The sequence below is a fragment of the Clostridia bacterium genome, assembly GCA_026414765.1.
Taxonomy (GTDB): domain Bacteria; phylum Bacillota; class Clostridia; order Acetivibrionales; family DSM-27016; genus SKW86.
In genome coordinates, this window is record JAOAIJ010000010.1 from 75725 (window position 1) to 101380 (window position 25656).

General features: G+C 36.5%; 19 protein-coding genes and 2 tRNA genes. 7 read left to right on the forward strand and 14 right to left on the reverse strand.

Features of this window, described 5'->3' with window-relative positions; translation table 11 throughout:
• The first annotated feature begins 72 nt into the window (after positions 1-72).
• From N3I35_02550 to N3I35_02565, 4 genes are all read left to right on the forward strand, one after another.
• The gene (locus N3I35_02550) at positions 73-666 is read left to right on the forward strand and encodes an S-layer homology domain-containing protein (protein ID MCX8128963.1); all 594 of its coding nucleotides are present in this window, start codon (positions 73-75) and stop codon (positions 664-666) included.
• 69 nt (positions 667-735) lie between these two features.
• A complete protein-coding gene (locus tag N3I35_02555; GenBank protein MCX8128964.1) occupies positions 736-1269 on the forward strand; it encodes a hypothetical protein in 534 nt (177 codons plus the stop codon).
• A gap of 572 nt (positions 1270-1841) precedes the next feature.
• Complete coding sequence (gene gltB / locus N3I35_02560; protein ID MCX8128965.1) at positions 1842-6428, forward strand: glutamate synthase large subunit; 4587 nt, start codon at positions 1842-1844, stop codon at positions 6426-6428.
• Positions 6429-6473: 45 nt separating this feature from the next.
• Positions 6474-7958 carry a glutamate synthase subunit beta gene (locus N3I35_02565; GenBank protein MCX8128966.1) on the forward strand — a complete coding sequence of 495 codons (1485 nt, stop codon included), beginning with the start codon at positions 6474-6476 and terminating at the stop codon, positions 7956-7958.
• Between the two features lie 107 nt (positions 7959-8065).
• Here the strand turns inward: N3I35_02565 and N3I35_02570 are convergent, their stop codons facing one another.
• The 4 genes from N3I35_02570 to N3I35_02585 all read right to left on the reverse strand — a co-directional run bounded on the left by N3I35_02570 (position 8066) and on the right by N3I35_02585 (position 14154).
• On the reverse strand, positions 8066-8770 hold the full coding sequence (locus N3I35_02570; protein MCX8128967.1) for an ABC transporter ATP-binding protein: 705 nt from the start codon (positions 8768-8770) through the stop codon (positions 8066-8068).
• Between the two features lie 10 nt (positions 8771-8780).
• Entirely contained in the window at positions 8781-10115 is a 1335-nt protein-coding gene (locus tag N3I35_02575; protein ID MCX8128968.1) for an efflux RND transporter periplasmic adaptor subunit, read from the reverse strand.
• 64 nt (positions 10116-10179) lie between these two features.
• Positions 10180-12687: an ABC transporter permease gene (locus tag N3I35_02580; protein ID MCX8128969.1), complete on the reverse strand. Its 2508-nt coding sequence runs from the start codon at positions 12685-12687 to the stop codon at positions 10180-10182.
• Between the two features lie 810 nt (positions 12688-13497).
• Entirely contained in the window at positions 13498-14154 is a 657-nt protein-coding gene (locus tag N3I35_02585; protein MCX8128970.1) for a TVP38/TMEM64 family protein, read from the reverse strand.
• 491 nt (positions 14155-14645) lie between these two features.
• Between N3I35_02585 and pssA the strand changes: the two genes are divergently transcribed.
• Positions 14646-15197 carry a CDP-diacylglycerol--serine O-phosphatidyltransferase gene (gene pssA / locus N3I35_02590; protein ID MCX8128971.1) on the forward strand — a complete coding sequence of 184 codons (552 nt, stop codon included), beginning with the start codon at positions 14646-14648 and terminating at the stop codon, positions 15195-15197.
• Positions 15198-15250: 53 nt separating this feature from the next.
• Here pssA and N3I35_02595 read toward each other — a convergent pair whose 3' ends face one another.
• Positions 15251-16315 carry a DUF4097 domain-containing protein gene (locus N3I35_02595; protein ID MCX8128972.1) on the reverse strand — a complete coding sequence of 355 codons (1065 nt, stop codon included), beginning with the start codon at positions 16313-16315 and terminating at the stop codon, positions 15251-15253.
• A gap of 381 nt (positions 16316-16696) precedes the next feature.
• On the opposite strand from N3I35_02595, the gene N3I35_02600 reads away from it, so the two are divergent.
• Positions 16697-17212, forward strand: coding sequence for an HAD hydrolase-like protein (locus N3I35_02600; protein ID MCX8128973.1), 516 nt, complete (start codon positions 16697-16699; stop codon positions 17210-17212).
• A 171-nt stretch (positions 17213-17383) separates the two neighbouring features.
• Here the strand turns inward: N3I35_02600 and N3I35_02605 are convergent.
• The 7 genes from N3I35_02605 to N3I35_02635 all read right to left on the reverse strand — a co-directional run bounded on the left by N3I35_02605 (position 17384) and on the right by N3I35_02635 (position 22658).
• A tRNA-Ser gene (locus N3I35_02605) sits at positions 17384-17475 on the reverse strand.
• A gap of 35 nt (positions 17476-17510) precedes the next feature.
• Positions 17511-17601, reverse strand: a tRNA-Ser gene (locus tag N3I35_02610).
• 149 nt (positions 17602-17750) lie between these two features.
• Positions 17751-19025 (reverse strand): serine--tRNA ligase, encoded by a 1275-nt coding sequence (gene serS, locus N3I35_02615; protein MCX8128974.1) that lies wholly within the window; start codon positions 19023-19025, stop codon positions 17751-17753.
• A gap of 259 nt (positions 19026-19284) precedes the next feature.
• Positions 19285-20025, reverse strand: coding sequence for a hypothetical protein (locus tag N3I35_02620; protein ID MCX8128975.1), 741 nt, complete (start codon positions 20023-20025; stop codon positions 19285-19287).
• A gap of 22 nt (positions 20026-20047) precedes the next feature.
• Positions 20048-20578 (reverse strand): DUF4446 family protein, encoded by a 531-nt coding sequence (locus N3I35_02625; protein MCX8128976.1) that lies wholly within the window; start codon positions 20576-20578, stop codon positions 20048-20050.
• A gap of 452 nt (positions 20579-21030) precedes the next feature.
• The gene (locus N3I35_02630; protein ID MCX8128977.1) at positions 21031-21882 is read right to left on the reverse strand and encodes a ParB/RepB/Spo0J family partition protein; all 852 of its coding nucleotides are present in this window, start codon (positions 21880-21882) and stop codon (positions 21031-21033) included.
• The gene (locus N3I35_02635) at positions 21879-22658 is read right to left on the reverse strand and encodes an AAA family ATPase (protein ID MCX8128978.1); all 780 of its coding nucleotides are present in this window, start codon (positions 22656-22658) and stop codon (positions 21879-21881) included. The genes N3I35_02630 and N3I35_02635 overlap by 4 nt, the downstream gene beginning before the upstream one ends.
• A gap of 326 nt (positions 22659-22984) precedes the next feature.
• Between N3I35_02635 and N3I35_02640 the strand changes: the two genes are divergently transcribed.
• Positions 22985-23254, forward strand: coding sequence for a TMEM165/GDT1 family protein (locus N3I35_02640; GenBank protein MCX8128979.1), 270 nt, complete (start codon positions 22985-22987; stop codon positions 23252-23254).
• Between the two features lie 50 nt (positions 23255-23304).
• Here N3I35_02640 and gyrB read toward each other — a convergent pair whose 3' ends face one another.
• Positions 23305-25230 (reverse strand): DNA topoisomerase (ATP-hydrolyzing) subunit B, encoded by a 1926-nt coding sequence (gyrB, locus tag N3I35_02645; GenBank protein ID MCX8128980.1) that lies wholly within the window; start codon positions 25228-25230, stop codon positions 23305-23307.
• Positions 25231-25372: 142 nt separating this feature from the next.
• Positions 25373-25642: a DUF370 domain-containing protein gene (locus N3I35_02650; GenBank protein MCX8128981.1), complete on the reverse strand. Its 270-nt coding sequence runs from the start codon at positions 25640-25642 to the stop codon at positions 25373-25375.
• Between the last annotated feature and the right edge of the window lie 14 nt (positions 25643-25656).

Here is a 25656-nt window from a genome sequence, read left to right on the forward strand (position 1 = left end):
ATTATGCATACATGTTAATATATAATCATATCAGTAATATTTTTGTCCCAGTGACAAATGGGGAGAGCATTTATGAAAAAGTTTTATCCTCTAAGGCTTCTACTGCTTTTATTTTTTACTTTATCCATATCGCTTGCAAGTATATCGGCTTCCGTAGATTCAGCTTTTCAGGCAGAAAGCTCTAAAATTCTTTTAGGTCTGGGTATTATAGATAATTCAAAAACAGGCTCTACTCTGTTAAAAAAGAAAATTATAAAGCATGAATATATCTCCTTAGTTGTAAAAATGCTCAGCCTTGATGAAGAGAAAGACACAGAAAATATTCAGCTGCCGTATAAAGATGTTGACAAAACGCACAAGGCATATAATAATATAAAGATTGCATACAAATATGGAATTTTATCCGGTGATGAAGGCAGCACCTTGCTCCCAAACGGATATATTTCTTATAGTGGAGCTCTTGGTATGGTATTGAACGGGCTTGGTTATTCAGGTATGATTAAGGATATGTCACCGGAGGATGTTATAAAGACCGCAACTGATTTAGGTGTCACAGAAAAGGCATCTATATCAGCTTCAAAGCAGATATCATACGGAGAGGCATATGTAATTGTTAATAATTCACTTTTAGTAGATTTTTATACGCAGAATAATAGTTCAAATTAATAAATGCTGTTTAACACCTTAATAGTTAAATATATAAAAGAATTCAATTAATTGGTCAGGAGAGAATTTATGCAGCTGCAGGGCCTCATGATGATGCTATTCTTTACTATTGTAATACCAATAATAATAATGTCAGCCAATCACAATATTTTTTTTATGCTGGTTGCTGCCATACTTTTGGTAATCTCTTTAAAGGATATACCTATAGCTTTTTTCCATATCACAAAACCCGGCAACAACGGTGCAGGAGAAAATAATGATATTGCCAAGGATGAAGAAATTGCCGGCGAACTGGAAGACCTGACAAATATAAATGTAAAAAAGTTCAGTACAGGAGTCAATTTTGCCAGAAGCTTAATACTCATCCTATTTTTTCTATATTGTATCTTTAATGTAAGCAGTCTTCCGATTAAAATTCTTATTACAGCAATACTTCTATATTGTATGAGGGTAGCGCTTAATACTATCAGCAGCCATACCTCAACCGGCTTTTTAGACAACCACCCTAGGCTTCGGGCTTTTACTTCATTAATAATAGATTTATCGATTATTTTTACTATCATCGTTGTCGCTTATAATAAATATGTAAAAAATATTATGTGAAATTTGCTGGTGAATAGAATAATGAAAGAATTAACGTTTATAGTATCAATTATTGATTTGATTCTTTCTTTTAATTTTTTAAAACATGCAGTGCTAGCTCACTTGAGCAAAAATTATTAAGCCAGTCAGAATAAAAATAATAAAATTTGCAGGAATTCTTTTTTGCGGTTGCAAATTTTATTATTTTTTTTATTTTTGCTATTGAATGTACTATGTATACATGTTATAATAAAAAACACTAATAGATATAAATTGCTGTTTTTTATCAGATTTTTAGCTTAATATTGAAAAATAATTACAAATTTAGTGCAAAGGTGCACTTAGAGCTGATTTTAAGGCGTACTCAACGAAGAGGTCAAATGTCTTTGTTTTTACGCCTTTTTATTTTACCCTCAAAACAGCATCAGTATACATTAAGTTTTAATTAGTTAATTTGCAAGTTTTAGTATTTATCCATTCATTTTTGATAAATTTTGTACTCTATTATAGTTTTCTGACATAACACAACCGGGTTTCGGCAGTAAAACTATTTATTATTAATATAACAATGAAGTTTAGAGAGGTTGCTTGACATGAAACAAAATGGATTGCCCGCTAAGCAGGGACTTTATGACCCGCAGTTTGAACATGATGCCTGTGGTATAGGTTGCGTAGTGAATATTAAAGGAAACAAATCACACGAGATCATACGCCAGGCACTTACTATCCTTGTTAACTTATCGCATCGAGGCGGATGTGGATCTGAAACCAACACGGGAGATGGCGCAGGAATCCTCATACAGATTCCCCATAAATTCTTTAAGAATGAGTGCGCGAAAATCGATATAAACTTACCGTCCTCAGAAGAATATGGCGTAGGTATGGTTTTTTTGCCTGCTGATACCGAAAAGCGCAAAATACTGGAAAATCGCCTTGAAAAAATAGTCAAAGAGGAAGGCCAGACTTTTCTCGGATGGAGAACTGTTCCTACCGACGATTCATCACTGGGTGAAACAGCTAAATCATGTATGCCTTTTATTCGCCAGATATTCATAGGTCGCAACCCTGGCATAAAGGATACTGTATCTTTTGAAAGAAAGCTCTATATTATTCGTAAACTTGCAGAAAAGGCAGCAATGGATAATAACGAGTATTTTTACATGGCCAGCCTTTCAGCCAGAACAATAGTATATAAAGGTATGCTTACAGCTGATCAGGTTGATTTATACTATAAGGAATTGGTTGATACATCGGTAGAATCCGCACTTGCTTTGGTTCACTCACGTTATAGTACAAACACCTTCCCAAGCTGGGAACGTGCACACCCTAACAGGTATGTCATCCATAACGGAGAAATAAATACTCTTCGCGGAAATGTAAACTGGATGTCTGCGCGTCAGTCTATGTTGAAGTCCGAGCTGTTTGGGGATGACATGTCAAAAATATTCCCTATCATCAATCCGGACGGAAGTGACTCTGCAATGTATGATAACTGTCTTGAATTCCTTGCACTTTCAGGCCGTTCACTTCCACATGCAGCCATGATGATGATTCCGGAACCATGGTCAAACCATGAAAGCATGAGCGATGAAAAGAAAGCTTTTTATGAGTATCACAGCTGTCTTATGGAACCATGGGATGGTCCAGCAGCAATGGCATTTACTGACGGTACGGTTGTAGGTGCTGTCCTTGATAGAAACGGGTTGCGCCCTGCACGTTACTACGTTACTAAGGACGATCTTTTAATAATGGCTTCCGAGGTTGGCGTTCTGGATATAGACCCCGAACGCGTTCTCTGTAAGGAACGTTTACACCCTGGAAGAATGCTCCTTGTAGATACAATTGAAGGACGCATAATCAATGATGACGAGCTCAAGCACAAAATAGCTTCAGAACATCCATACCGTGAATGGCTCAACAATCATCTTACCAGTCTTGAACAGCTTCCTGAGGCTCCTCATGTACCGGAACCGGACCATGAGACTGTTCTTGAACGCCAAAAGGCTTTCGGTTATACGTATGAAGACCTGAGAATGATTATAGCTCCTATGGCAAAGGATGGAATAGAATCCACAGGTGCTATGGGTATAGATACTCCGCTCGCTGTTTTATCAGATAAGCCTCAGCTTTTATATAACTACTTCAAGCAGCTTTTTGCACAGGTTACAAACCCTCCGATTGATGCTCTGCGTGAAGAAATTGTCACTGCAACAGAAACAATGATGGGTACTGAAGGAAACCTCATAAATCCTGTTCCTGAGAGCTGCCGCCAAATAAAACTCAAATACCCTGTTATAGACAATGATGATCTGGCAAAGATTCGTCATATTAATAAAACAGGCTTTAAGTCAGTAACCCTTCCGATACTCTTCAGTGCTTCTGAAGGGGAAAAAGGACTTGAAGCAGCTATGAATAAATTATGCGAAGATGCGGACCGTCAGATAAGTGAAGGTGCAAACATACTGATTCTTTCAGATAGAGGTCTAAATGCGGAAAATGCTGCAATTCCGGCTTTACTCGCAACCTCAGGATTACACCATCATCTTATCCGCAAAGGAACCCGTACAAATATAAGCCTTGTTATTGAATCGGGAGAACCGCGTGAAGTACATCACTTTGCCCTCCTGATAGGTTATGGTGCATCAGCAATAAACCCATACCTTGCTTTTGAAACTATAGACGATATGATCCGCCAGGGATTATTAACTGATACTACTCATGAGTATGCAGTTAAAAAATATGTAAAAGCAGCAATCAAAGGTGTGGTTAAGACCCTCTCAAAGATGGGTATATCTACAATCCAGAGTTATCAGGGCGCACAGATATTTGAAGCTATCGGTATAAACCAGGAAGTGATAGACCGTTATTTCACCAAAACCCCTTCACGTATAGGCGGTATAGGTCTTGATGCAATAGCAAAGGAAGCTCAGATGAGACATTCGAGCGCTTACAGTGAAAGGCGTACTGATAAAAGCATATTGGATTCAGGTGGACAGTACCAGTGGCGTAAGGATGGAGAATACCATCTGTTTAATCCTGAAACAATCCAAAAACTACAGCATGCATGCCGCACAAATGACTATAAACTATATAAGGAATATGCACAGCTTATTAATGACCAGACACAGAGATTGTGTACAATCCGCGGTCTGATGGATCTGAAGCTGGCAGAAAATCCGATTCCGATAGAAGAAGTAGAGTCCGTTGAATCCATATGCAAACGCTTTAAAACAGGAGCTATGTCTTTCGGTTCAATAAGCCAGGAAGCACATGAGGCTATGGCTATAGCCATGAACAGGATAGGTGGAAAGAGTAATACAGGTGAAGGCGGTGAAAATCCTGAACGTTTTATACCTGATGCGAACGGCGATTCACGCTGCAGTGCTATAAAACAAGTCGCTTCAGGCCGTTTTGGTGTTACAAGCCATTACCTTGTAAATGCTAAAGAAATACAGATTAAGATGGCTCAAGGTGCTAAGCCCGGCGAAGGCGGACAGTTACCGGGACGTAAAGTATATCCATGGGTAGCAAATGTAAGAAACTCAACGCCCGGTGTTGGTCTTATATCTCCACCACCCCACCATGATATATACTCTATAGAGGATTTGGCTGAATTGATACATGACCTCAAAAATGCCAATCGTGATGCAAGAATAAGTGTAAAGCTTGTTTCTGAGGTAGGTGTCGGTACTATTGCAGCAGGTGTTGCAAAAGGGCGCGCAGACGTCGTATTAGTAAGCGGCTATGATGGCGGCACAGGTGCTTCCCCAAGGACCAGTATCAGACATGCCGGTCTTCCGTGGGAGCTGGGTCTGGCAGAAACACACCAGACACTGTTGTTAAATGATTTGCGCAGCCGTATTGTTGTGGAAACTGACGGTAAGCTTATGTCAGGCCGTGATGTAGTAATAGCAGCTCTTCTCGGAGCTGAAGAGTTCGGTTTTGCAACTACTCCTTTGGTTGTTCTCGGATGTGTAATGATGAGGGTATGTAACCTTGATACATGTCCTGTAGGTGTAGCTACTCAAAATCCTGAACTACGTAAGAAATTTAAAGGAGATCCTCAGCATCTGGTTAACTTCATGTACTTCATAGCTCAGGAAATGCGTGAATGGATGGCCAAGCTGGGATTCCGTACAATAGATGAAATGGTAGGACGTACAGACAAACTTGAATCCAACAAGGCTGTGCAGCACTGGAAATCTTCCGGTATTGATTTGTCATCTATACTCTTCAAGCCTGAAGTTCCGGAAACTGTAGGCAGATATTGTCAGATGAAGCAGGATCACGAACTTGAGAAATCACTTGATATGCAGGTACTCCTAGATTTATGTAAGCCTGCTATAGAAAAAGGTGAAAAGGTAGAAGCAACCTTGCCTATAAAAAATACGAACCGTGTTGTTGGTACGATTTTAGGCAGCGAAATATCCAAAAAGTATGGTGGAGAAGGGCTTCCTGAAGATATAATAAAACTCAATTTCCAGGGATCCGCAGGGCAGAGCTTCGGAGCATTTGTTCCTAAAGGGATTACAATGACTCTTGAAGGAGACACAAACGATTATCTGGGTAAGGGACTATCCGGCGGTAAGATAGTAGTATATCCGCCTAAGGCTTCTACCTTTGTTGCAGAAGAAAATATTATCACAGGCAATGTTGCGTTCTATGGTGCGACAAAAGGCGAAGCATATATACGCGGTATGGCAGGGGAACGTTTCTGTGTAAGAAACAGCGGTGTACGTGCAGTTGTTGAAGCTGTGGGTGACCACGGTTGCGAATATATGACCGGAGGACGTGTTGTAGTTCTCGGTTCTACAGGAAGAAACTTCGCAGCCGGTATGTCCGGTGGCGTCGCTTATGTTCTTGATGAAGCAGGCAATTTTGAATCAAGATGTAATAAGGAAATGGTTCTCCTTGAAAAACTAGAAGCACCGGATGCTGTAGCTGAAGTTAAGGAAATGGTACAGAAGCACTACGAGTATACAAACAGTAGTCTAGCCAAAAGAGTACTCGATAACTGGAATGAGATGGCTAAAAAGTTTGTAGTTGTAATGCCTAAGGACTTTAAAAGAATGCTGCAGGCAATCAAGCAAATGCATGCTGCCGGGTTAAGTGGTGAAGAAGCTCTTATGGCAGCATTTGAAGCAAATAACAAGGACGTTTCCCGCGTAACAGGTAATTAATAAAAGAGGTAAATGTAGTATTTATAAAGATTTGGAGGAAATACAATGGGTAAACCAACAGGATTTATGGAGTATAAGCGCGAACTTCCGGCTGACCGTCCTCCACTGGAGCGTATAAAGGACTGGCAGGAATTTCACTTACATCTCACAGAAGAACAGCAGCGTACTCAAGGTGCACGCTGTATGGATTGCGGGATTCCGTTCTGTCATACAGGTATTCTTATAAACGGTATGGCATCGGGATGCCCTATAAATAACCTTATACCAGAGTGGAATGATTTAGTTTACCGTGGATTGTGGCGCGAAGCTGTAAGCCGTCTCCACAAGACAAACAATTTTCCGGAATTTACAGGCAGAGTTTGTCCTGCTCCCTGTGAAGGTGCTTGTACCGTAGGTATAAATGACCCGCAGGTAACTATAAAAAACAATGAATGTTCTATAATAGACAGAGCTTTTTCTGAAGGATGGGTAGTGCCGGAGCCCCCAGAAGTACGTACTGGAAAAAAAGTAGCAGTAGTAGGTTCTGGCCCTTCCGGCCTTGCTTGTGCTGCTCAACTCAATAAAGCAGGTCATTTGGTAACTGTATTTGAACGTTCGGATAGAGTTGGCGGACTTCTTATGTACGGCATTCCCAATATGAAGCTGGATAAAAAAGTTATAAATCGCAGGGTAGATATACTTGCTCAGGAGGGTATCAATTTCGTTACCGGTACCGAGGTGGGAAAAGATTACCCTGCTGAAAACCTGCTTAAAGAATTTGATGCAGTAATATTATGCGGAGGTGCTACAAAACCTCGTGACCTACCTGTAGAAGGCAGACACCTTAAAGGTATTCACTTTGCCATGGAGTTTCTTCATGCAAATACAAAGAGCCTTCTCGACTCAAACCATGCTAATGCTAATTTCATCAGTGCCAAAGGTAAGGATGTGATAGTAATTGGAGGTGGTGATACAGGAACAGACTGTGTAGGAACATCGCTGCGTCATGGCTGCAACAGTGTTACACAGCTTGAAATACTACCACAGCCTCCATGCGAGAGGCAGGCTGACAACCCCTGGCCACAATGGCCTAAAGTCCTGAAAGTAGATTACGGACAGGAAGAGGCTGCTGCTGTCCATGGAAGTGATCCGCGTCAGTACTGCATAACAACGAAAAAGTTTGTAGGTGACGAGAACGGAAACGTAAAAGAAGTTCATACTATTAAGATAGAATGGAAAAGGGATGACTCAGGTCGTATCATACCTGTTGAAATTCCAGGATCTGAAAAGGTATATCCCGCACAGCTTGTACTCCTTGCAATGGGCTTCCTCGGGCCTGAAGATACAGTTCTGAAGCCTCTGGGAGTAGAGCAGGATGCTCGCTCCAATGTTAAAGCTGATTACGGCAAATTTGAAACAAATGTAAAAGGCGTCTTCTCAGCAGGAGATATGCGCCGCGGTCAAAGCCTTGTCGTATGGGCAATAAATGAAGGAAGGGCTGCAGCAAGAGAATGTGACAAGTACCTGATGGGATATACAAATTTACCATAGCATACTCGCGCTTATATTGTTGCGCTATTATGGCATAGTATTAAACCCCGTATTTAGGATCAAAGAAAGCCGGTCTACACCGGCCTGCTTTGATCCTTTTTCTTTATTCACACTATAGCCTTTACCCGCAGGTTGATTTTTTCCTTCTCTATCTCCCCATCCTTGATGAAAATAACTCTATCCGCATGCTCTGCCGCTTTTGGGTCATGGGTTACCATTACAACTGTTCTCCCCTCTTCATCACAGAGCCTGCGCAGTAGCGAAAGTATCTCCTCTGATGTCTTTGAGTCCAGATTCCCTGTAGGTTCATCTGCAAGAATCAATTTAGGCTCGTTTATCAACGCTCTCGCTATGGCTACCCTCTGCTGCTGTCCACCCGATAATTGGGACGGACGGTGATGGCGTCTCTCCCCCAACCCTACCAGATTGATTATCCGGTTCAACCGGTCGGTATAGTCTAATATTCTTTGTCCATCCAGATTTATCGGCATCATTATATTTTCTTCTACATCCAGTACAGGGATAAGGTTATAAAACTGGAAAATGAAACCCATTTCCCTTCTTCTGACCTTGCTTATTTCCATATCATTAAGGGTACTTATGTCCCTGCCTCCGAGGAAGATATTACCCCCACTTGCCTGATCCAGCCCTCCAAGCAAATATAGAAGCGTACTTTTACCTGAACCTGATGGTCCCATTATAGCGACAAATTCTCCCTCATTTATCTCAAGGTTAACTCCCCTTAACACACGCAGCGGTACTTCTCCTGTATTAAAGTCCTTAATCAAGTTCTCCGTTCTTAAAATAACCATAATAATTCTCCTATTTCTCCTGTATAACCTTTACAGGAGTTCCTGATTTTAAACTTTCAGAGCTGTTGTATATTACCTTGCTTTTTTCAGCTATTCCATCCTTATTTTCCTTTATCCCTGCATAAAGCTCTGACTCTATGATTATGTCAACTCCAATTTCCCTAGCCACACCATTTTCAACGACATATACGAATTTTTTACCCTCTTTGTCTTCCTTTACAGCATCGTTTATTACCGAAAGTACATTTTTCATACTTTTAGTCTGGATCTTTATATCTACGTTAAATCCTGGCTTAAGAATTGTACCTTTGCTAACTACCTGAATTTCTACATCTACTACTGTCTGTTCCGTTTTATCTACTACCTCTTTTTTTGCTACAGGAGCTATACTTTTTACTGTTCCTTCATACTTTTCCGGATCTATGGAATCCCCCGAAATTTCCACTTTATTTCCTATTTTTATATCTTTTATATCACTTTCAGAAATCTTTGCATTTATTATAAGCTCGCTTAGATTTACTATACTGAAAGCAGCTTCATTTACTTTTGTATAATCACCTTCGTTTATTCCTATAGAAGCAATACAACCGTCTGCAGGAGCTATAACCTTACCGCTTTCTATATCTACATCCTTAATATTTTCTTCCAGCTCTTTTACCTTTAGTTCAGCTACAGATACCCTGTTTTCCTGCATATCTATCTGCGCCCTTTTATCTCCCGCAGCTCGTGATTTATCTTCATTTGCATTTTTGAGCTCTTTTTCAAGGCTCACCAGTTTTAGATTTGCAGCTTCAAGGTCGATTACTGCAGAATCGTAAGCCTGTTTGGATTTATCAAGATCACTTTTTGATATGCTACCCGTGTCAAGAAGGCTTTTACTATTCTCGTAATTCTTTTGCGCTTCATTTTTTAGTACCTGTTTTTGCCTTATTTCCATTTTTGCAGAATCCACTGCATTTTCTGCTTGAAGAGTACTCATTATGCCCGTATTCTTCCTCAAGTTTTCAAGGCTGATTTTTTCATTTGAATAACTGACTTTAGCCTGCTGCAGTTGTATTCTTACACTGGCAGTATCCAGCTCGGCCAATACATCCCCCTTTTTTACATTTTCACCCTTTTCTACATTTACTTTTGTTACCTTGAAGGGAGTATTTATATATACATTTGAACTGGATTGCTCCTTTACTACCCCGGTTGCAGATACTGTGGAAAGTATATCATCCTTCCTTGCATTAAATACTTTAACATCTACACTACTTTCTCCTTTAGCCATTACTGCATATCCGGCTGCTCCTGCCAGTACAACACAGACTAAAACAATTGCTATCAGCTTTCCCTTTTTCATTTAGACTAACCTCCATTATATTTTAATGTTTTTTCTTAGGATTATTTGTTTTATGTCAAACTCCCTACTCTCCTTTTATAGCTTCCACTATACCTGTCTTAACTGCCAGATTTGATGGATATATCGCTGCTGCAAAAGCACAGATAAAAACAGCAATACAGGACACTATTACGAAGTTGTAAGGCATATACATATTAATACTGACACCAAACATTCCTCCCATTGCAGTATTTGCTTCCCTTACAAATGCAAACCCTGTAAGAGTTCCTATGATAATACTGAATAATCCCATAGTTATACTTTCTCCGAATATCATCCTCCTGATGTGACTCTTTGAAGAGCCTATGGACCTCAACATACCTATTTCCCTTCTTCTTTCAAGAATACTCATAAGGAGCGTATTCATAAGCCCGAAAAGTGCAACTATGAGTGTAACAACATTAATAACATCAAAAGGCTCAGTCCCTGACATTACTTCCTTCTTCATAGTTTCTCTCATTTCATAAGATGTCTCTACACTTACGGAATCATCCTTGATAATATCATCACTTATCTTATCCCTCAGAGCATCAATATCAGTGTCTTCTACCACTTTAACTATAATGGCGTTGGCACCCTTACCCCCATACATGTCATCCAGTATATCGCGGTCTATGTATGCAACCTCAGGATTCATATCATTTATAATACCTGCTATGGTAAACTGGTATTTCTTTGTACGCCCTTTGAGATTGATCGTATCTCCGACTCTTAGCCCCAATTCCTTTGAGTAATATTCGCCTACTACAGCAACCCTTTCTCCGGTTTCCATTCTTGCATATACCTCATCGGAATCGCCTTCTATCATGTCAAAATACCCGGTAGCTTTGTGTTCATCAGGTTTTACTCCCATTATCTTAATCCATCTTTTATCATCATCCTGAAAGTATTCTTCTCTAAGGTAATAAGCACATTCTACGCCAGGTGCCTTTCTTATACTTTTAAGCTTTCTCATATTATTGTCATCTTCCAGGTTCCAGTCTATATGCACTACAATATCACCTTTTAAAGATCTATCCAGCAGGGAAACTACAGTTTCTGTCACACTGTTAAACATACCGCTGAAACCTATAGACATAGTTATTCCTATAATAACTATTGAAACAGTGATAGAGGTTCTGCTTTTATTCCTCAGCAAATTTCTTGTAGAAAGAATTGTTCTGCCACTCATCATACTTTTTGTCAAACCGTTTACGATGTTAACAGTTTTCTCCAACAAAAAGGGTATAATGAATATTACTCCGAGGAATGCAACAGGTAAGGACATCGGGAGAACAACATTATTGATTAATTCGCTGTCTGTATATCTTGCTAAAACCTCAAAGTTAATTACAAATATCACAATAAGAAGCATACCGAAAAGAGTCTTATACCTCTTAAAGATTCCTTTTTTCTTATCAGATGCAGAATATGTCGAGTCGGTAATCTTTAATGCTTGTATAGGTACATACTTGCTCGCCCTTCTCCCTGGTATCAGACATGACAATATGGGCATCACTAGTCCTATAACACTTGCCGAGACTATGTTTGAGGGATTAATAATAAATCCGCTGTAATCAATATTGATTGATTTGCTCATCAGGTTTAGTAAACCCCATGCAATTCCAAGGCCAAGTGCAATCCCCACTATTGTACCTACTATTCCAAGTAAAACCCCTTCTACAAGTATCATACGTATTGTTTGTTTTTTATCCATTCCCAAGGTTCTTAATAGCCCTATGAGTTGAATCCTCTCCATTACTATGACCATAAATGTGTTATAGATAAGAAAGCATCCTACAAATATAACGACGGCAAGAACACAGTAAAAGCCCATTACCATGCCCCCCATATTTCGTTTTGCCATACTTAGCCTTTCGGTTAAAGTCTGAGTGTTTACCACATCCCCGAAGTGCTTTTTGATCTTCTCTGCTGTAGGAACAATAAGCGAATCATCACTTATGTCCAGGTCTATTCTTCCATAAATATTGCGATGGCCGGAATCAAATGTTATTGAATCGATTGGCGCATACATTTCAGGATGCCAGAAAGGCAGCCCTGCACCCTTGTCTTCAATAATTGCCACTACCCTATATTTTTTCTCTCCAGTATTTGTCGGTAGATATACAATATCATTACATGATAGACCAAGCTGGCCCGCACTTTTCTTATTAATTATTATTTCCCTTTCTTCACTACCCGAGAACCATTCACCCTCGGAAATATGATAATCCCTTATCGCACGGTCTAAACCAATATCAATCCCTTTTACTCTGACCCATTCCTTTTCCCCTTTTATATTCTTAAGCCGTACATAATCTGAAGAAAAAGGAGCAATATATTCTACACCCTCAAGACTTTTTATATATTTCAGGTCACTGGAAGAAAACGCATTATTCTTTGTTACTATTACATCTGTCCTTCCGCCGCTGTTCATATTTATTTCTTCAAAGGTCCTGAGCATTGATTGATTAAGAATGCTGACTGCCAGAAACATTGATACTCCGAGGATAACTCCCAGAGCAGTAAGAAGCATTCTCATCTTATGTTCCATTATATTTCTCCAAGCCAGTTTAAACACAGATTATCTCCTTTGCACCAGCACACTTTCCGTATGCCCACACTTACTTATACGTATAAAGATACGAAATTACTCAATTAACTTAAGAAATTTTAATATTTTTTTTAAAAAATTATAAAAAAATAAATAACATACTTAAATATGTTATTTATGTAATATAAATGGTAATTCATTTTATCAATACAAGTTATCTTTAAATAATATATAGTATTCTCCATCATATTTAAGAAAAATTTTCTTTGAATATATTCGCAGTATGCGGACACAATAATAGCACAAGGGTTCGTGGTGGTTGAGCCAAGAGTGTCATAAGGTCCGTGAAGGGCTTTATAATATTCGGTCAAAGATTAATACCAGGTTTCGTCCTATAGTTGACGCAAAGGCTTGGTATTAGTCGGAGAGCAGAACCTTACATTTTGTTCTGTAAGGCTGTGTTGCAGTGCTTTAATGGTTCTTTATACATTTATGCATTGCAGCATGGTTAAAAGGGATGAGTAAGGTTCGAGCTAAGATTATTAAGGGTTCCGCAGGCATAAAGCATTTTTGTATGAAGCCTGTTGGCATAGGTGGCGGCAGTCCCTCTACAGAGTATATGCTGTTTGCTGGAGGTCTATTGCAGTCGGAAGATTGCAGTAGGTTTCTAAGGTACTCTTGATAGTCGAGCATAGGTTAGTGTAGGTTTTGTAGTGCTTGTGGGCAGTCGTGGTACCCATGGATACCATAATTGTTTATAGGTGTGAAAAGATCTACATTGGCTGAAGCGTAGATCATCATGAGCTCTTTTTATATTAACTTTTTACCCCTCACCTTGCTGATGATAAAAGGTATAGCTATAGTTAATATTACCAATGCAATAGCTATATAGAATTTGCTGGAAAAAGGGTTGTCCAAATTTTTTCCCAGATAAGACAGGGAAAAGGTTTCGGGAGCAATACCTATAATAGTTCCGAGGATAAAATCCCTATATTTTACTTTTGAAAGCCCCGCAGTAAAATTCAGTATGTCAAAAGGAAATATAGAAGAAATCCGCATTAAGAAAATGATTTTTAAACCATGTCTTTCAATTTTCAAATCCAGCTTTTCCATTCTTCCTTTTAATAGTTTTTGAACAAAATCTTTGCCTGCAAATCTGCTTATGTAAAATGCAAATGAAGCACTTAAGAAGGCAGATATCATGGAATATACTAAAGCATTGGTAAACCCGAATATATTTCCTCCCAGAATAACCATTACAGAGAACGGAAATATAACAAATAGCGTTCTTAGGGTAAAAAATAGTATAAAAACAAGAGCAGCAAAATTTCCGTATGAATATATGTAATCTTTAATTCCCTGTAAGTTGATTTCTCCAATCAGGTTAAACCTTATTCCAAAGTATATACTTACGGATAATGTAATAAGAACAGCCGTTATTTTAATAATACTTTTTTTATTCCTCATATTCTCCCTTTACCAGAACATTAATTAATAAAATGCTTGTAGAAAAAACCAATTTTATTTATAATCTAATTATGCACAAAAACATTTTCAGCTTACGCCATGTGTTTGGCGTCACTATAGTAATTATAAGAAAACATTAGAAATACATTCATATTATAACATTATAAACGTCAAAGTGTAAAATATATATTATGACCTAGTAATAATTATAAGCAATACTTAAAGCGTTATACTTTCCTTTACTAATGAAAGCAGGCTTCACACCTGATTACGTGAGAAACTTTCCCATTGCTAAAGATCCGATTATGTATATAATTGTGCTTATAGCATTTTTAGCAGCATAGCGGCCAAGGCTGTATACGACATACAGGAATAACTAAAATAGTAAGTATAGGTAAAGAAAATTAAATGCAATAGAGGTACATTCAGGAATATACAATGGAGTTTCGAATATCTCAGTCTGAATGTTTAGTTTATTTAGGGGTGATAAATTGGAGAAAATAAAAAGTACAATTCCAAATATATTGACTTTATTAAATATGTCCCTTGGTGTGATTGCTATTTTATTGGCCACCAATTCAAGTAATGACATAAATCTGCTTTTTACTGCGTCTCTGTTGGTAATGATAGCAGCACTTACTGATAGGTTTGACGGAAAGGTGGCAAGAATGCTGGGTAAAACCAGTGAGCTTGGGAAAGAACTGGATTCACTGGCAGACTTAATTTCCTTTGGTGTAGCACCAATAATAATTACATGGAGAATAAGCTTCATGCACCTGGGGATACCAGGTTATATACTTGCATTGATTTTTCCTATGGCAGGCGCTTACAGATTGGCTCGTTTTAACGTAACAACTTTTGACAACTTCTTTATAGGGATGCCTATTACCATAGCTGGTGCATTTTTATCAATTGCAAACTTATTTAACTGGTTTGCTTATGTAAATAACAAAATTACTTCCATACACTCGATAGTAACAGCCGCTTTTACTGTTCTTCTATCTTATTTCATGATATGCAGGATTAAAATTAAAAAAAGATAATATATTTGATACAGGGTAGCTTTTTAGAGGCTACCCTGTTTATTTTTATATTTTCATTTCATAATATTTATTCCACCTGATACAGTATGGATTTCTATCTCTGCTCCACCTGCTCCAACAACACCGTTCATGCTTTTCTTTCCTATATCACCATCAAATTCGTTACTGAAGTCATTTCTAATATTTCCTGATGTAGAGCTTGCATCAAGCTCAAAACCGGATTCCTGGGGAAGTCTGATATTTATTCCACCCGATATGCTATTGATCGTATATCTGCCGCTATTATCTATCTTATCTGCATGTATGTTTACGCTCCCCGATGTGGAATGTATTTCAGAAGCCTTGAAGTAATTGCTGAATATATCTATAGAACCAGATACAGTGGTCACATCCGCCTCACCCTCAACTCCCCGGGATTGAATCGAACCCGAAGTTGTCTTATATTTCACATCTCCAACAATATTACGCACATTTATTTCACCTGACACAGTATGGATACTTCCATTCCCGGTAACTTTATCGATATTTACACTTCCTGAAGTAGTTCCAAATTCAAATTCATCTGTTGTAGTGTTTTTTACTTCCACATCCCCTGAAACTGAGGATAAATCCAATCTTTCAATATCATTAAAATTATCAATTTTAATCTCGCCGGAAGCAGAATGTGCTTTAATATATGTCATTCCCTTAGGAACCATAATCTCAAGCTCAACACTCTGATTGTTAAGACCCCACATTCCATTAATATATCTTACATTCACATCAATATTGTTTGAGCCTTTTTGGACTTCTACTTTGATTTCGTCAAGAAGCTTATCCAGCTTTGCTTTGTCTCCACCTGCTCTTATTTTTTTATGTGAAGTAACCTGCACCAAATTTTTGTCCCATACCTTAAATTCAATCTTACCTGTTGCATTTGATACATTAATTCTGTTCTGTGATTCTACATCCTGTTCTTTTACTTCGGATTTTTCTGCAACATTATTTCCTGCAGGCCATTCAAAACCTTTTCTATCCTCGTTAAACGAAACAACTTTTTTACCGTTAATTGAAATTGCACAACCAGACAGTACTGTTACAAACATAGCGATTAATAAAACCAAACTGATTTTTTTCATAATATATACTCAACCCCATCTATATAAATTTATTAATGAATGGACTAATAGTACCAGATCATTAATATATGATTCAATGGAAATTTAGTTGTATTGTTGCATTTCCATTTCATATATAAATACGAACACACTAAAAAAAAGTCTGCAAAATTATTATAATAATAAAAAAACTCACATGTGTTTTAGAAAGTCTTGAAATTATCAACAGAATGTAATAAAATCTGTGGATAAATATATGAGAAGAGGTATGAAATGTGTAAATATAAACATATTATATGGGATTGGAACGGTACACTTTTAGACGATACGGATACTTGTATAAAAATAATGAACTCAATTCTGAGTAAACGTAACCTTAGCCATCTTTCTTAAGAAAGATATATGTCTATATTTAACTTTCCCGTCAAGGATTATTATATAGATTTGGGTTTTGATTTTACAAATGAACCTTTCGAAAGCATTTCTGATGAATTTACAGGCAGCTATGAGAAGAACTGTTTCTCGTGCTCACTGCATAAAGGAGCAAAACGGGCATTAGAGATGATATATGCTTCGGGTATTACACAATCCATTTTATCTGCGGCACATCAGGATTATCTTGAAAAATGCGCCTCTTATTATGGTATTCAAAAATTTTTTATTAAGCTTATTGGCCTTGATAACACACACGCTGCAGGCAAGCTTGAGAACGGTAAAAAGTGGGTTTCGGAAATACCATATAAAAAAGAAGAAATCGTTCTAATCGGCGACACGGTGCATGACTATGAAGTTGCAAAAGCAGTAGGTTGTGAATGCATACTTTTATCCTTAGGACATCACAGTCATGATAGATTGGAATCTTGCAACGTCCCGGTAGCAAAAGATATTGAGCACGTTATCACAATGCTTGGACTATAACAGCGATCCAAATATACGCATAAGGGGTCTTTTTAAAGAGAATATTACTTAGTATAAAATATAGGGCTGTAAGAGCTTCAATTCTCATTAGTTTTCCATATAAATCCAGCACCATTTTTCTTTTCTTAAACATCAAAAAACCCTTGATAATCAAGGGTTTTCAGACAATTTTGGCGGAGAAGCAGGGATTCGAACCCTGGCTAGGATTACTCCTACTAACGGTTTAGCAAACCGTCCCCTTCGACCTGCTTGGGTACTTCTCCATAAATCAATTTTATATTATATTGATATAAAACTGTGGCGGAGAGAGTGAGATTCGAACTCACGGTAGCCTCACGACTACGCCGGTTTTCAAGACCGGTGCCTTAAACCAACTCGACCATCTCTCCAAGCTAAATGTCAAGCAACGAATTATATTCTACAATGAAACAAGCCATTTGTCAACACCTTAATATGTGAAACAATAATCCTTTTTTCCCAAATATCGTAATATACCTAAAAAAACCTCCACTTAGGAACTTTAAGTGGAGGTTTTTTATTATCTTCTAATTACAGTCTTACCTCCCATATACTTCTGTAATGCCTCAGGGATAAGTACAGATCCATCTCCCTGCTGATATGTCTCTAAAATACACGCAGTTGTTCTTCCCACGGCTACTCCCGATCCATTCAATGTATGTACAAATTCCGCTTTTTCCTTTGGTCCCCTTCTAAACTTAATGCCTGCTCTCCTTGCCTGGAAGCTTTCAAAATTACTACATGATGAAATCTCTACATACCTGTTATAACTTGGCATCCATACTTCCAAATCATACGTCATCGCTGAAGAAAAACCTAGGTCTCCAGTACAAAGCTTTACTACCCTGTAAGGTATGCCAAGTAATTTTAGTATCTCTTCAGCATCATTTGTTAACTTTTCTAATTCTCCATAGGACTCTTCAGGCGTAGTAAATTTTACGAGCTCTACTTTGTTAAACTGATGCTGCCTGATTAGTCCTCTGGTATCTCTCCCTGCAGAACCTGCTTCAGCTCTGAAACATGCAGAATAAGCCGTATGATATATTGGCAAATCCTTTATATCCAGTATCTGTTCCCTGTACATATTTGTTACAGGTACCTCTGCTGTAGGGATGAGGAAATATTCTGTTCCTGCTACTTTAAATGCATCTTCCTCAAACTTAGGAAGTTGTCCTGTCCCGACCATACTGTTTCTATGAACCATGAAGGGTGGAAAAACTTCCGTATAGCCATGCTTTTCAGTATGAAGATCGAGCATAAAGTTAATAAGAGCTCTTTCGAGCTTTGCGCCTATACCCTTATAAAATGTAAATCTGGCTCCTGTCACCTTGGCAGCAGTTCCAAAATCTAGAATCCCTAAATCTTCGCCTATATCCCAATGAGCCTTGGGTTCAAATTCAAACTTCCTTGGCTCTCCCCACTTTCTGATTTCAATATTATCAGCATCAGAATCTCCTACAGGTACTGCCTCATTAGGAATATTAGGCAAAGTAAGCAATAACTGCTCAAGTTCATCATCTACTTCCTTCACCTGTATATCCATCACTTTGATGTTTTCAGACAAAAGTTTCATTTCATCCATAATGGAAGAAACATCCTTACCTTCCTTCCTATATTGGGGTATAAGCTTTGAATCGGCATTCTGTTTGCTTTTAAGTTGTTCTACCTTATAAAGCAGATCTCTTCTTTTTTCATCCAAGGATAAGAACCTGTCAATATCAAATTTCCCCTTACTCTTCAATAAGGCTTTATTCAAGGCTTCTGTATTATTTCTTAGCATTTTTATGTCTAACATCTTCAATCTCCTTACAGTAAAATTTTTTGTCAAAACTTTATGATAATAAACTATCTTTTCATTGAAGTGTACTTACAATATCGTAGAATATAAATTGTTATCATACATTTATACTCTTTCTTCCTAATGAACTACAATATTTATAAACACATATGGAGCCAGTGTATCCGTAAAAAAATTTCTTTTGAATAATTATCGTAATGTAGCCCGCTACATATATCTTTACGTACAAGTAAAAGCGGAAAATCCCATAAACAAATTATCCCTTAATATTTTTTAAAAGATCTTGTGCATCATTTATATAAGTGCTGTCCGGATAATTTTTAAATAGTATATTTATATTTTTCTCCGCATCCTCATTATTCCCATTTTTATAAAATGAATATGCCATGAAGAAAATACAATCATCAGAGTAATATTCATCCGGTATTAAGTCTATAGAATACTGAAATTTTAGGATCGCATTACTATAGTTTGATCTTTTATACTCTTTGAACCCTTCGACATAAAACTGTCTCGCAGCTATTTTATATACTTTTTCTTTGAGCGAAAAGTATTTATTTAATGACTCATTGCTCAAATAGTCCGAATCACACTGTTTAAGTAAAATTAGTGCAGCTTCAGCAAAATTTTTATTATCATATTCACTTTCTGCTAAAATAAGCTTTTCAAATGCCTCAACTGTTCTTTTATGCTTTGTTTCTAATTCATTATATTTTTTTATATCTTCCTTGTTATTTTCTAACTCATTCTTTAGATTCTCTTTAGTTGCTTTAAGCTCTTCCTGAAGTTTTTTATTCTGATTTTCAGAAGAACTAAGATTTAACTGGAAATTGCTTTTTTCTTTTTCTTTCATATGTATTTGTGTTTTGTAATCACTAATATTCTTATTTAGCTTAATCTGGCTGACGGCAGTAAGCAGTAAAACTACAAACGCACTTGTAAATAAAACAATTGCATATATCCAAACTTTTTTCTTATCACTATTATTTTCTGCCACTCAGTCTCCCCCCAAAAATATACTATATATGTTTGTCCGTATAAATTCTTTCCCTTGATGATTTTCTGGCTGTTTCCAGTGCCTGTATTTCTTCTGCTGACAATGCATACTTTGATTTTCCGGATATAACCGGTTTTGCATAAGTTAAAGAACTATCTCTAGCATAGATACCGCTCAATATTATTCCACTGTCACTATTGTCTAAAAGTGCTATTGAAAAGCTCAAGTCACTTCCTACATTATCGAATGCATTATACCTAACAACTCCTATTTTTTGCACGCATTGAATCAAGTTTCTCTCTATACTGTTTATCTGATTTTCCAAGTCCCTGGTTTTTATATTCATTCCATTTATTTTCTCAATACAGTTTTCAAGCAGTTGTTCAATATTAGCATCTCCAAGACCATTCATAAATTTATTATATTTTGCTTTTAATTTTTTATATTTTGATCTGTTTCCAATATTCATTAAGAACAATATAAATATTAAGAAAAAATTTATTGCAAGTATAATCAATAACTCATATGAAATACCAGAAAATATATAATCCATGAAGTTACTCCTTTAATTATGTAGTTCCTTAAAAGATAATTCTTATAAATACAAATGTACCTTAATCATAAGTACTTGTTTCACGTGAAACACTTATTCATCGCCAGGTTTTATGCCGGTAAATAAAGTCAGCCACAATTTAAATATATATCTTTGAAAAAGCATCTAAATAATACTCATTTAATTATTTTCATAAGATCATATTTATGTAACTTATAATTCTAGCTGCATGCAATAAAAATTCTTTAAACTAAAAGTAACTAATAAAACCCTTACACCTATAAATTAGTTTCATACAAATTAATATTATAATAGATAGAGTAATATTTTCTTCTCTCTTTCGAACTTTCCGTATTACGTCCTATTTTCCTTTTAAATCAATTTTACCATTTGTATGAAAAACCATATTACCCCATATCTAATAATCCTTTTAAAACAATTTTAGGAGGTACCTAATTTTGATAAAATTTTCCACATAATTCCAATATTCGATCTAATTCATCATTTGAGTAATACTCTATAAGTATTTTACCTTTTTTATTATTAGATAATAGCTGTACTTTTGTTCCAAAAATATTTTTTAGCCTGTCCTCTATTTCATCCATTTCTATGCTTCTTTTTTCAGTCTTCTTTACAGTTTTTTTAGTAAGGTACTTCTTTACAAGTTTTTCTGTTTCTCTTACATTTAAGTTTTTATCTATTATCTCTTCAGCAACTTTTTGCTGCAATTCCTTATCTTCAATTACTATTAAAGTCCGGGCATGTCCACTGCTTAGATCTCCACTTATTACATATCCCTTTACTTTATCATACAATCCTAAAAGCCTTGTCGAATTCGCTATTGCAGACCTGCTTTTTCCTACAGCTGCAGAGACTTCTTCCTGTGTCATATTGAATTCTTTTATAAGTTTATCATAAGCTTCTGCTTCTTCTATTGCATTCAAGTCTTCTCTTTGAAGATTTTCTATTAATGCTATTTCCATTACCTGTTTATTTGAAAGTTCTTTTACAATTACCGGCACTTTAGTAAGACCAGCAAGTCTCGCTGCTCTCCATCTTCTTTCACCAGCTACTATTCTATAAGTTTCCTGCTCTTTTTTTACTATTATTGGCTGCATTATCCCATGCTGCTTTATAGATTCAGACAGCTGGGTAAGCTTCTCATCATTAAAGTGTTTTCTTGGTTGATTTACATTAGGTTCTATATCATTAATTTTTAGTTCTAAAATTCCTGATTCTTCATTTTCATTATTTGCAGAAGTAATTAAAGCCCCAAGACCTTTTCCAAGACCTTTTTTCATCATACCTTAGTATCCTCCTCAGAATAATCAATAACCTCTTGGGCTAACTCAAGATAACATTCAGCACCTTTTGATTTTGGATCGTATAATATGATAGGTAGCCCAAAACTTGGCGCTTCACTTAATCTTACATTTCTCGGAATTATAGTCCTATATACTTTGTTTCTGAAATATTTTTTTACTTCTTCTACTACCTGCAAAGAGAGATTTGTACGTGCATCAAACATTGTTAGTACTACTCCCTCTACATCCAGACTCGGATTAAGATGCTTCTGTACAAGTTTCACTGTATTCATAAGTTGGCTTAACCCCTCTAAGGCATAATATTCACACTGTATAGGTACTAGAATAGTATCAGCGGCAGTAAGTGAATTTACAGTTAAAAGACCAAGTGAAGGTGGACAATCTATTATAACAAAATCATATTCTTTTTTTATATCGCTTAAAGCCATTTTCATTCTATTCTCTCTTGAGATCACAGAAACAAGTTCAACTTCCGCACCAGCAAGTTGGATATTAGAAGAACACAGTTTTAAATTATCAATGGCTGTATTTATTAAAGTAGACTCTACTTCTACATCATTTATTAATACGTCATATATTGATTTCTCTACTGCCTTTTTATCTACTCCAAGACCACTTGTAGTATTACCTTGTGGATCTATATCAATAACAAGAACCTTTTTGCCTTTATAGGCCAGGCATGAGCTAAGATTAACTGCCGTTGTAGTTTTTCCTACCCCACCCTTTTGGTTTGCTATTGCAATTACTTTTGCCACAACCTCACACTCCTTAATTCTATAAAAACTGTAATTCTTGTTTTTCTTTAGGTCACTTAAATGATTATATCATAGTACTTCACGAGCCGCAACAAAAGTACTTACGAACACAAAGTCCGATTTTTCATAGTCTGGATAATTTTAATAAATTGTAGTTATAGATCGGAAAAATTAATAGTAAATAGATAAAAAATACCTATGCCATATAAGCCTTTATTTATCACTGTTTCAAAAATGTTTCACGTGAAACAATGTATATTTTACAAATTACTGAATATAATGTTTTGAATAATATTAGAGACAATAAGAATATGGGAGACGAATAAATGTATAAAACTATAATCTCGACCTTTTTACTTGTTTTTCTTGCAGAACTCGGAGATAAAACTCAATTATCTACCATGCTTCTTGCTTCTAAATCAAAATCTATCTGGTATGTTTTTATTGGCTCGGCATGTGCTTTAGTTTTATCATCTCTTTTAGGAGTTTTGGCTGGTTCTGTTATCAATAAATTTATACCTGCATTTTATGTACAGCTATTTTCCGGCATTGCATTTATAATCATAGGAGTCTTATTAGTATCTGGAAAAATATAAAGCAAGGAGTTATCCTTGCTTTATATTTTTATTTTATTTATTATTAATTTTTATATATCGAGATTTGCAGCCATCTTTGCATATGCTTGTATAAATTCTTTCCGGGGTTCAACTTTATCCCCCATGAGTGTCGTAAATATTTCATCTGCTGCTACTGCGTCTTCCAATTCTACTTTTAATATTGTTCTTGAATCAGGATTCATTGTTGTTTCCCAAAGCTGATCCGGATTCATTTCCCCAAGACCCTTATATCTTTGTATACTGCAATCCTCTTTTCTCCATCCTTTTTCCTTTACTATTTTTTCTACCTCTTTTTCATTATATGCGTAAAAATCTTCCTTACCTTTTGCTACTTTAAATAAAGGCGGCTGTGCTATATATACATGTCCATTTTCTACTAGTGGTTTCATATATCTAAAGAAGAATGTAAGTAAAAGTGTTCTGATATGTGATCCGTCGACATCAGCATCTGCCATTATTATTACTTTATGATATCTTAATTTTGATACATCAAAATCATCACCTATTCCTGATCCTAAAGCAGTTATTACCGGAAGAAGCTTTTCATTATCATATACTTTATCCAATCTGGCTTTTTCTACATTCATCATCTTTCCCCATAGTGGTAGAATTGCCTGATATCTTCTTTCTCTTCCCTGCTTAGCCGATCCCCCGGCTGAATCTCCCTCTACGATGTATATCTCACATAATGATGGATCTCTCTCCGAACAATCTGCTAGTTTTCCAGGCAAAGTATTTGTTTCGAGTACACTCTTTCTTCTTGTCAGTTCCCTTGCTTTACGTGCAGCTTCCCTTGCTCTTGCAGCAGTAAGAGACTTTTCAAGAATTACCTTTGAAATTGATGGATTCTCCTCAAGAAAATCTGTGAGCTTTTCACTAACTACATTTTCTACCAAGCTTCTTATTTCACTATTTCCTAATTTCGTTTTTGTCTGTCCCTCAAACTGAGGTTCAGAAATCTTTACACTGATTACTGCTGTTAAGCCTTCTCTTACATCTTCTCCAGAAAGATTTTTATCATTATCTTTAATAATATTATATTTTCTTGCATAATCATTAAATACTTTTGTTATTGCAGCCTTGAAGCCGGTCATATGAGTACCGCCTTCTGTTGTTTCTATATTATTCGCGAAACTATATATATTTTCTACATACGTATCATTGTACTGCATTGCTATTTCCACATATGAAGTATCTCTACTACCTTCTATATATATAGGTTTCTGATGTATTACTTCCTTATTTCTGTTCATATATTCTACAAAGGAAATAATACCGCCTTCATAATGCAGGTTTTTAACTACTCTTTCTTCAGGTCTGTCATCAATAAGTCTGATAGTTATTCCTTTATTCAGAAAAGCCATTTGTCTGAATCTAGTCAGAAGAGTATCAAAATCAAATACGAGGTCTTCAAAGACTTCGTTATCAGGCTTAAATACAGTTTTTGTTCCAGTTATATCAGTATGTCCCACTATTTCAATTTCAGATACAGTTTTTCCTCTTTCATACCTTTGTTTATATATGTTACCATCTCTGGAAACTTCCACTTCCAAATACTCTGAAAGGGCGTTTACAACTGAAGCTCCTACACCATGAAGTCCCCCCGATACCTTATATCCTTCTCCTCCAAATTTTCCGCCGGCATGAAGAACTGTATGAACTACTTCTACAGTAGGTATTCCCATTTTAGGGTGAATTCCGACAGGTATCCCTCTTCCGTTATCTATATTTGTTATAGAGTTATCTTTATTTATAGTAATTTCTATTTCAGTACAATATCCTGCCAAAGCTTCGTCTATGCTGTTGTCTACTATCTCATAGACAAGGTGGTGAAGCCCTCTTATAGAGGTACTTCCTATATACATTCCCGGTCTCTTTCTTACTGCTTCCAGACCTTCTAATACCTGTATCTGACTCTCATCATAGGATACATTTACTTTTTCATTTTCCAGCATTTTTTATGTTATCCTCCTAACAAAACCTATTATCCTTAATACAATAACCCTATTACAGAAGTACTTATTAATATTATCTTATCGCTTCAAATCAAATTCTCTATCTACTATTACAAATTTTTCTCTATCCATAACTATAGGTTTACAGATTGGATATTTCATCAATATATCCGGATCTCTTCTGAAGAGTAACCGAAGATATGGGAGAAAGGTATATTTTACTCTTTTTGTCATACTCAGTTATAATAAAAGATTTTGGCAAATCGTGTGAAATACTTTCTATAAACCCTTCCTCTTCAGCTATTTTCAGAAATTCTTTCGTATCCTTGGATATGGTTGTAGTTTCAATATCCATTATTGCTATTATATTTTTTACAGGGATTACTACATCCCCTCCTATATGCAAAAACATATTTTCCTCCATTA

Coding starts and splice junctions, on each gene's coding strand:
- N3I35_02625 (MCX8128976.1), bottom strand. CDS start 20,578: ATGGATTATATATTTTCTGGTATTTCATATGAGTTATTGATTATACTT.
- gyrB (MCX8128980.1), bottom strand. CDS start 25,230: ATGCTGGAAAATGAAAAAGTAAATGTATCCTATGATGAGAGTCAGATA.
- N3I35_02630 (MCX8128977.1), bottom strand. CDS start 21,882: ATGATGAAAAAAGGTCTTGGAAAAGGTCTTGGGGCTTTAATTACTTCT.
- N3I35_02550 (MCX8128963.1), top strand. CDS start 73: ATGAAAAAGTTTTATCCTCTAAGGCTTCTACTGCTTTTATTTTTTACT.
- gltB (MCX8128965.1), top strand. CDS start 1,842: ATGAAACAAAATGGATTGCCCGCTAAGCAGGGACTTTATGACCCGCAG.
- N3I35_02570 (MCX8128967.1), bottom strand. CDS start 8,770: ATGGTTATTTTAAGAACGGAGAACTTGATTAAGGACTTTAATACAGGA.
- N3I35_02640 (MCX8128979.1), top strand. CDS start 22,985: ATGTATAAAACTATAATCTCGACCTTTTTACTTGTTTTTCTTGCAGAA.
- N3I35_02565 (MCX8128966.1), top strand. CDS start 6,474: ATGGGTAAACCAACAGGATTTATGGAGTATAAGCGCGAACTTCCGGCT.
- N3I35_02650 (MCX8128981.1), bottom strand. CDS start 25,642: ATGTTTTTGCATATAGGAGGGGATGTAGTAATCCCTGTAAAAAATATA.
- N3I35_02555 (MCX8128964.1), top strand. CDS start 736: ATGCAGCTGCAGGGCCTCATGATGATGCTATTCTTTACTATTGTAATA.
- serS (MCX8128974.1), bottom strand. CDS start 19,025: ATGTTAGACATAAAAATGCTAAGAAATAATACAGAAGCCTTGAATAAA.
- N3I35_02585 (MCX8128970.1), bottom strand. CDS start 14,154: ATGAGGAATAAAAAAAGTATTATTAAAATAACGGCTGTTCTTATTACA.
- N3I35_02580 (MCX8128969.1), bottom strand. CDS start 12,687: ATGGAACATAAGATGAGAATGCTTCTTACTGCTCTGGGAGTTATCCTC.
- N3I35_02575 (MCX8128968.1), bottom strand. CDS start 10,115: ATGAAAAAGGGAAAGCTGATAGCAATTGTTTTAGTCTGTGTTGTACTG.
- N3I35_02600 (MCX8128973.1), top strand. CDS start 16,697: ATGTCTATATTTAACTTTCCCGTCAAGGATTATTATATAGATTTGGGT.
- N3I35_02595 (MCX8128972.1), bottom strand. CDS start 16,315: ATGAAAAAAATCAGTTTGGTTTTATTAATCGCTATGTTTGTAACAGTA.